7 protein-coding genes are annotated in these 8,375 nt (G+C 71.0%); 2 read left to right on the top strand and 5 right to left on the bottom strand.

What is annotated here, in order from left to right:
* Nucleotides 1–204: 204 nt before the first annotated feature.
* On the top strand, nucleotides 205–3,606 hold the full coding sequence (locus GA0115259_RS14410; RefSeq protein ID WP_093596185.1) for a S41 family peptidase: 3,402 nt from the start codon (nucleotides 205–207) through the stop codon (nucleotides 3,604–3,606).
* Nucleotides 3,607–3,740: 134 nt separating this feature from the next.
* Here GA0115259_RS14410 and GA0115259_RS40285 read toward each other — a convergent pair whose 3' ends face one another.
* The 4 genes from GA0115259_RS40285 to GA0115259_RS14390 form a co-directional block, all read right to left on the bottom strand.
* Nucleotides 3,741–4,049 carry a hypothetical protein gene (locus tag GA0115259_RS40285; protein ID WP_176732549.1) on the bottom strand — a complete coding sequence of 103 codons (309 nt, stop codon included), beginning with the start codon at nucleotides 4,047–4,049 and terminating at the stop codon, nucleotides 3,741–3,743.
* Nucleotides 4,050–4,133: 84 nt separating this feature from the next.
* Nucleotides 4,134–4,394, bottom strand: coding sequence for a hypothetical protein (locus GA0115259_RS14400; RefSeq protein WP_370747770.1), 261 nt, complete (start codon nucleotides 4,392–4,394; stop codon nucleotides 4,134–4,136).
* Nucleotides 4,391–5,284: an alpha/beta fold hydrolase gene (locus tag GA0115259_RS14395; protein WP_093596182.1), complete on the bottom strand. Its 894-nt coding sequence runs from the start codon at nucleotides 5,282–5,284 to the stop codon at nucleotides 4,391–4,393. Before GA0115259_RS14395 ends, GA0115259_RS14400 begins: the two co-directional genes overlap by 4 nt.
* The gene (locus GA0115259_RS14390; RefSeq protein WP_093596179.1) at nucleotides 5,281–6,816 is read right to left on the bottom strand and encodes a flavin-containing monooxygenase; all 1,536 of its coding nucleotides are present in this window, start codon (nucleotides 6,814–6,816) and stop codon (nucleotides 5,281–5,283) included. The genes GA0115259_RS14395 and GA0115259_RS14390 overlap by 4 nt, the downstream gene beginning before the upstream one ends.
* 148 nt (nucleotides 6,817–6,964) lie before the next feature.
* On the opposite strand from GA0115259_RS14390, the gene GA0115259_RS14385 reads away from it, so the two are divergent.
* Nucleotides 6,965–7,603 (top strand): MerR family transcriptional regulator, encoded by a 639-nt coding sequence (locus tag GA0115259_RS14385; RefSeq protein ID WP_093596176.1) that lies wholly within the window; start codon nucleotides 6,965–6,967, stop codon nucleotides 7,601–7,603.
* Here GA0115259_RS14385 and GA0115259_RS14380 read toward each other — a convergent pair.
* Nucleotides 7,591–8,375 (bottom strand): exodeoxyribonuclease III (locus GA0115259_RS14380; protein WP_202449998.1); only part of this gene is annotated, 785 nt, incomplete at its 5' end. The genes GA0115259_RS14385 and GA0115259_RS14380 overlap by 13 nt on opposite strands.

Raw genomic sequence — 8,375 nt, 5'->3', positions numbered from 1 at the left:
TTTTGAGGCTCGGTTCGCCTCCGGGCGCTTTATGCCACTGTCGACGGTCGACCGTGCTCGACCCCTCGTACCTCGGGGCCTCCGCGCGCTCTCCCCAGGGCGGCCGAGGCAACCCGGCACCCGCGCCGCAGGCGCACTCAGAACCACGACCCCCAGCCGGGAGGCGCAGAGGCGGAACGGGGCCAAACAGGGCAGCATTGGGGGGTGAGTGACGACGTCGCGTATCTTCGCTTCCCGCACCTGCACGACGACTTGCTGTGCTTCGCCGCCGAGGACGACCTCTGGGTCGCTCCCCTCGCACCGGCCGGGCACCGGCCCGAACGCGCCTGGCGCGTGACCGTCGACCGCACCAGAGTCGGTCATCCCCGCTTCTCGCCCGACGGCCGCCGCATCGCCTACACGACCTGGCGCAGCCTCGACCCGGAGATATATCTCGCCCCGGTGGACGGCGGTCCGGCCCGCCGGCTCACCTACTGGGGCGCCACAGACACCCGCGTCTGCGGCTGGACGCCTCCCGACGACGACGGCGACTCGCAGATCCTCGCCGTCTCCTCGCACGGCCAGCCGTTCTCGTACTTCGCCTGGGCCTACGGCCTCCCCACCGACGGCTCTCCCGGCGGCGCGCTGCCCTGGGGCCCGGTCAACGACATCGCCGTCGCGGACATCGACGGCGAGCACCGTACGCTCCTGCTCACCGGCAAGCCACCGCACGAGCCGGCCGCCTGGAAGCGGTACCGCGGCGGCGCAATGGGCCGGCTCTGGCTGCACGGCAAGCGGCTGCTCGCGGATCTCCGAGGCCATCTCGACTGCCCGATGTTCGTCGGCGGACGGGTCGCGTTCCTCTCCGACCACGAGGGCGTCGGCAATCTCTACTCCTGCCGTCCCGACGGCACCGATCTGCTCCGCCACACCGATCACGACGCCTTCTACGCACGTCACGCGTCGTCCGACGGCCACCGGGTGGTCTACCAGTGCGCGGGCGATCTCTGGCTGGTCGACTCGCTGACCGCCGACTCGGTGCCGCGCAAGCTGGACGTACGGCTCGGCGGGCAGCGCGCGGGACGCCGGGGCTATCAGGTCCCGGCGGCCAGCCATGTGAACGGGATATCCGTGGACACGACGGGCCGGGCGAGCGCCGTCTCCGTACGCGGCAGCCTGTACTGGCTCACCCACCGCGACGGCCCGGCCCGTACGATCGCCGACACCCATGGCGTACGCGTCAGATTCCCCGAGATGCTCGGCAGCGGCGGCCAGGTCGCGTACATCACCGATGCGGACGGCGAGGACGCCATAGAGATCGCGTATCTGCCGCGCGCGAGCGGCGACCGGCCGCCACGCCGGCTGGCGTCCGGACAACTCGGCCGCGTGCTGGAGATGGTCGCCGACCCGGAGGGCGGGCGGATAGCGATCGCCTCCCACGACGGGAGGCTGCTGCTCGTAGACGTCACGGAGGAAGAGGAGGAGCCACCCGAGGGGACTCCCGCCCAGGACCACGACGCCGAGTCGACACCGGAACCCGCGGAGAACACCGCCCCGGCACCCACCCCGGACTCGGCACCCACACCCACACCCGCAGCGGAATCCCCCCGCGTCACCGAGCTCATCCACTCCGTCAACGGCCCCGTCGCCGATCTCGCCTTCTCGCCCGACGGCGACTGGCTCACCTGGTCCCATCCCGGCATCGGCCGCTCCCTGCGCCAGATCAAGCTGGCCAAGATCGCCGGGAGTTTCGCCCGTACGATCGTGGATGTCACCAACGGCCGCTTCGAGGACGAGAATCCGGTCTTCACCAGCGACGGACGCTATCTCGCCTTCCTGTCCTGGCGCGGCTTCGACCCGGTGTACGACGTGCACACCGGCGACCTCTCCTTCCCGCTCGGCTGCCGCCCTTATCTCGTACCGCTCTCCTCCGCGACTCCGTCGCCCTTCGCACTGTCACCGGAGGGCCGCCCGGCCGCCGGCGGGCTCGATCCGGCGGACGGCGAGTCCGGCGACGGTACGGTCACGGTCGAGGTCGAGGGCCTGGCGGACCGGGTCACACCGTTCCCGGTCACCGCGTCCAAGTACTCGGCGCTGCACCCGGTCAGCGGCGGCGGGCTGGTCTGGCTGCGCTGGCCGATCTCGGGCGCGCTCGGTGAGACCTTCGCCAATCCCGCGGACATGTCGGGCCGTCCCACCCTGGAACACTTCGACATCGTCAAGGCCCGTAAGAGCGAACTCGTAGGCCATCTGGACTGGTTCGCCGTCAGCGGTGACGGCACCAGGCTGGTGGTCGTGGACGAGGGCGAGCTACGGGCCGTACCCGCCACCGAGCCCGGCGACAGCGACTCGACGGTCTTTCTCGATCTGCGCCGGATCCTGCACGACGTCGATCCCGGCGCGGAGTGGCGCCAGGCGTTCGACGAGGCGGGTCGGATCATCCGCGCGTACTTCTGGGAGCCGGAGATGTGCGGTATCGACTGGGACGGTGTCCTCGCCCAGTACCGGCCGCTGGTCGAACGGGTCGCCTCTCCCGACGAGTTCGCGGATCTGCTCCGCGAGGTCCTCGGCGAGCTGGGCACCTCCCACGCGTATGTCACGCCCGCCCGCCGCAACGAGGGCCCGCCGCATTACCAGCGCCCGATCGGACTGCTCGGCGCCAATCTGGTGTGCCGGGACGGCGCCTGGGTGGTCAAGCGGATCCTGCCGGGCGACTCCTCCGACTCCAAGGCCCGCTCGCCGCTCGCCGGTACGGGTATCCGCGCCGGCGCGGTCCTCACCCATGTCGACGGCCGGCCCGTCGATCCGGTGGCGGGTCCCTATCCGCTGCTCGCCGCCGCCGGAGGCACCACCGTCGAGCTGACCTTCCAGCCCGCCGGGCGCAAGGGCCCATCCCGCCGCGTGGCGGTCGTACCGCTCATCGACGAACGCCCGCTGCGCTACCAGGACTGGGTGGCCAAACGCCGTGCGGTGGTACGGGAGATCAGCGGCGGCAAGTGCGGCTATCTGCATATCCCCGACATGGGCGGCTCGGGCTGGGCGCAGTTCAACCGCGATCTGCGTCTTGAGGTCTCACGGCCCGCGCTGATCGTGGACGTACGGGGCAACGCGGGCGGCCATATCAGCGAGCTGGTGGTGGAGAAGCTCAGCCGCAAGATCATCGGCTGGGATCTGACACGCGACGCCCAGCCCGTCTCGTACGCCTCCAACGCGCCGCGCGGCCCGGTCGTCGCGCTCGCCGACGAGGCGACCTCCTCAGACGGCGACATGATCACCGCCGCCTTCCGGCTGCTGAATCTGGGCCCGGTGGTGGGCCAGCGGACCTGGGGCGGAGTGGTCGGCATCACGGGACGCCACCGCCTCGCCGACGGCACGGTGATCACGGTGCCGATGAACGCGGCCTGGTTCGACGCGTACGGCTGGTCCGTCGAGAACCACGGTGTGGAGCCCGACATCGAGGCGCTGCGCACGCCTCTCGACTGGGCGGAGGGCCGGCACGCCCAGCTCGACGACGCGGTGTGGGTGGCGCTGGATCTGCTGGCGGGACATCCGGCCTCGGCACCGCCGGGATACGGAGCCGTGCCCGATCTGCGCCGCCCTCCGCTGCCACCGCGCAGGACCGGCTGACCGCCGCCCGAGGAACGGCGGGAGCACAGAAGCGGGAACACAGAGCCCGAGGAACAGCGGGCGCACAGACAGGAGGCGCACCCGGTGAACCGGATGCGCCTCTTGTCAGGCCCTCAGGCCCTCAGGCCAATCGCTCAGGCGTCGAAGCGGTCGTGGTCGTCGACGTCGTCGTGCGCGTCCTGCGCCCTGCGGGGCGGCTGGTTGTCGCGGTCCTGGACACGGTCATTGCCCTGCGGGTTGCGCTGGCCCGACTGACCGTGCTGGCCCGGCTGGCCCGGCTGCTGCCCGTGCCGGTTCCCCTGACCCTGGCCCTGGCCCTGCTGGCCCTGACGGCCCTGCTGTGAACGCGCCGACTGGTCGTCCCGCTGGTTGTCGCCCATCTGCGCCTTCGCCCGGTCTCCGAGCTCTTGCGCCTTGTCCTTGAACTGGTCGGAAATACCCATGGAATTTCAACTCCTGGTAGAGGTGGGGGGTGTGGGGTGGGGCCTCGACCAGACTTACATGCCACGACATTCCGCGCATTTCGATCAGTCACGCTGTGTGCGCCCACGCTCGACGGCCGTGCCGCCCGCACCCACAAGTCCCTTGCGCACCGCGGCCATACGAGGTTCGAAGCGCCTCGTCTCCCGCGCGCCGACCGCCGCGACAAGGCCCGGCAGACAGCCCCGTACCGACTGCGGGTCGGCGCCGCGCACCATGTCGGTGTCCGTCCAGGACAGACAGCCGACACCGCGCCCCGCGCCGGTGACCACCGCGACCTGCCCTTCGAGGTCCCGGCCCCGGCTCATGCGGCGTCCTCTCCCGTGGGGACATTCGTGCCGACGTAGGTGGCGGCCAGCTCGCGGATCCTGGCCGTGACGGCCTCCGGCGCCTCCACCGGTGTCATATGTCCGGTCCCGGTCAGCTCGGTCAGACCGAGGCAGTCGGGCAGCGCGGCGGCCAGCACCCGTGACCGGACCGGCGGAGTCAGCCGGTCCGCGGTGCCCACCAGTACGGCGGTGGGCACCGTCAACTCCCTTACGTCCGCGTCGAGATCGAGCTCGCCAAGGACCCGCGACCAGGCCACCCGGGAGACTCGCGGACAGGCATGCACGATCCTCGCGCACCGCGTGATCCGCTCGGGCGCGGCTCCCGGGCCCATCGTCCCGTAGCGCAGGATCCGCTTGGACAGCGGTGTGACGGGGCCCAGCGGCGCGCGGGCGCCGAGGACGAGCCGGGTGAGCCTCGTCCGTACGCGCCCGGCGCGCATCGGCACCACCAGCGCCTCGGCGACCAGCCGCGAACTGCCCGTGCTGCACAGCAGCGCGGCGGCGGCGTGCTCCCGGAAGAGGGGCCTGCGCGCGGCGGCCATCAGCGTCATCCCGCCCATCGAGTGCCCGGCGAACACGGCCTGTTCGCCCGGCGCCAGCGTGGCGGCGAGCACCGCCTCCAGATCGTCGGCGAGCGCCTCGGTGGAGTATCCGCTCCGGCCCGGCAGCGGCGTACGGCCGTGTCCGCGCTGGTCGTAGGCGATCACCCGGTGGTCGGCGGAGAGGTTCTCGATCTGCGCGGCCCAGAAGCGGATGGAGCAGGTCCAGCCATGGGCCAGTACGACGGCGGGCCGGCCCTCGGCGCCGAACACCTCGGCATGGACCCGGGATCCGTCGGCGGAGACGGCGGTCACCTCGGCCGCGCTCATCGGACGGCCTCCCGCGCGCCGGTCCCGCCGGTGCGCGCCGCGACGTCCGTATGCGGTCCCGCGGCGCGGATCACCTCGTACTCCGAGAGATCGACGCGGCGCGTGGCCCTGCGGAACTCCGCTGTCGTACCGGGCCAGATGGTGGTGTTGCGGCCGTTGGCGTCCAGATACCAGCTCGTGCAGCCACCGGTGTTCCACACGGTCCGCCGCAGCCGCTCCTGCACCCGGTGGTTCCAGGCGCGTACGGCCGCGGGCCTGGGCGCCAGCGCCGCGCGCCCGCCGACGGCGCCGAGGCCGTCGAGCTGCCGCAGATAGTCGGCCATATAGGTGAGCTGGGCCTCGATCATCAGAATCATCGAGGAGTTCCCGAGACCGGTGTTGGGGCCGATGATCGTCATCCAGTTGGGAAAGCCGGCCGCGGTCGCGCCGCGCAGCGACTCCATACCGTCCCGCCAGCTCTCGGCGAGCGTGCGCCCGTCGGCGCCGACGACTCGCTCGGCGATCGGCATGTCCGTCACATGGAAGCCGGTCCCGAAGATGATCGCGTCCGCCTCGCACTCCGTACCGTCCGCGGCGACCAGCGTCGAGCCGCGCACCTCGGCGAGGCCCGAGGTGACCACCTCGACATTGGGCTGCGCGAGCGCCGGATAGTAGGTGCTGGAGAGCAGGATGCGCTTGCATCCGATGCGGTACGAGGGCGTCAACGCGGCCCGTAGCGCGGGATCCTTGATGGCCTTCGCGATATTGGCCTTGGCGAGGGCCTCGACGAGCCCGAGTTCATTCGGCCGCTTGGTGAAGGCCTGGACCTGCAACTCCCTGATGCCCCAGAGCAGTTTGCGCCGTACGGTGCCGGTGAAGGGCAGTGCCCGGTGCAGTCGGCGCTCGGCCGTGGATATCGCGCGGTCGGCGCGCGGCATCACCCAGGGCGGCGTCCGCTGAAAGAGCGTCAGCCTGCCGGCGTCGGGCTGGATCGCGGGAACGATCTGGATCGCGGAGGCACCGGTGCCGATCACGGCGACACGCTTGCCGCGCAGTTCGTAGTCGTGGTCCCAGCGCGCCGAGTGGAAGACCTGGCCCGGGAATCCGGCGAGTCCGGGAATCTCCGGGATCCTGGGATCCGACAGCGGCCCGGTGGCGGAGACCACCACCTCCGCGGTGAACGTTCCCCGCGAGGTCTCCAACTCCCAGTGCAGGGCGTCGTTGTCCCAGCGCATCAGCCGGACCTCGTGGTGCAGCCGCAGATGCGGACGCAGTCCGAAGGCGTCGGCGATCCGCTCCAGATAGGCCCTTATGTGCCGCTGCCCGGAGAAGACGCGCGGCCAGTCGGGATTGGGCGCGAACGAGAACGAGTAGAGGTGCGACGGCACATCGCACGCGCATCCCGGATAGCTGTTGTCCCGCCACGTCCCACCGACCGAGCCCGCCCGCTCGAGTACGACGAAGTCGGTTATCCCTTCTCTGCGCAGCCGGACCGCCGCCCCGAGGCCACCGAATCCGGATCCGACCACCGCCACGCGTACGTGCTGGCCCATACCGCCTCCTGCCGCCGGACATTCACGAACCACGCCAGCGATCACTGGCGCAATTCGGAGCGTAGAGGAGCTCCGTACTCATGGGTAGGGGGCCGACGGAAACAAGTTACCGGCGGTACGACATAAGCTGCCCGGTATGGAGTACCGCATGGAGGAGCTGGCACGTGAGGCGGGCATCACCGTCCGCACCGTGCGCTTCTACCGTGAACGCGGACTGATACAGCCACCGCGCCGCGAGGGCAGGATCGCCTGGTACGACGACCACCATCTGGCCCGGCTCCGTACGATCGCGGCCCTGCTGGAGCGCGGCCACACCCTGAACGGCATCGCCGACCTGGCCACCGCCTTCGAGAGCGGACGCGATGTCGGCGAGGTTCTGGGGCTTGGCGAACCCACCGAGGAGACTCCGGTCCGGCTCTCACCCGAGGAACTCGCGGACTACTTCGGAGGCGAGGCCACCGCCGAGAATCTCGCCGCCTCACTCGCCCTCGGCTATCTGGCCACCGACGGCGACGAGATCGTCCACATCAGCCGCAGACTGCTGGAAGTCTCCGCGGCCCTGGTCCGTGAGGGAGTGCCGCTCGCCGTGATCCTGGAGACCGCCCGCGAGGTCCGCGCCCACGCGGACGCCCTGGCGGAACTCTTCAGCGCGGTCCTCACCACCCGCACCACCGCCGCGGACTCCGCCAAACTCCGCCCGCTGGCCAAGAGCATCGTCGAGGCGGAGTTCTCGATGGCCCTGGACCGCCGGCTGCGCGCCGACGCCGCCGGAACTCAGCGCTCGTAGACCACCGTCACCGGCGCGTGATCGCTCCACCGCTCCTCGTGCGCCGCCGCGCGCTCCACCCAGCCCTTGACGGCCCGCCCGGCCAGCCCGGGCGTGGCGACCTGCAAGTCGATACGCCAGCCCGAGTCGTTGTCGAAGGCACGGCCGCGGTAGGACCACCAGGTGTACGGTCCCTCCTGGCCGGGATGCAGGGCGCGCATCACATCCGTATAGCCGGTCTCCTCGTACAGCCGGGTCAGCCAGCCGCGCTCCTCGGGCAGGAATCCGGAGGACTTCCTGTTGGCGCGCCAGTTCTTGAGGTCGGCCTCCTGGTGGGCGATGTTCCAGTCGCCGCAGACCAGCACCTCACGGCCGTCGGCGGCGGCGCGCTTCCTCAGCTCCGCCAGATACGGCAGGAACTCGTCCATGAACCGGACCTTCTCGTCCTGCCGCTCGGTGCCCACCTCGCCCGACGGCAGATAGAGGCTGGCCACCGTGGCACCAGGCAGTTCGATCTCGGCGTACCGCCCGCTCGTGTCGAACTCGGCGCTGCCGAATCCGGTCCGCGTACGCTCCGGCTCCCGGCGCGAGAGGAGCGAGACACCCGCGCGGCCCTTGGCCGCCGCCGGAGCGTGCAGGACGTGCCAGCCCTCCGGCTCCCGGACGCCCTCGGGCAACTGGCCCGGCTCGGCCCGTACCTCCTGGAGGCAGACCACATCGGCGGAGGTCTCCGCCAGCCACTCCACGAAACCCTTCTTGGCGGCGGCGCGGAGGCCATTCACATTCACGGATG

This window comes from Streptomyces sp. MnatMP-M17 (assembly GCF_900091995.1).
GTDB lineage: Bacteria > Actinomycetota > Actinomycetes > Streptomycetales > Streptomycetaceae > Streptomyces.
Note: the sequence above shows the minus strand (reverse complement) of the source record. Positions and strands in the feature narration are given on the sequence as shown.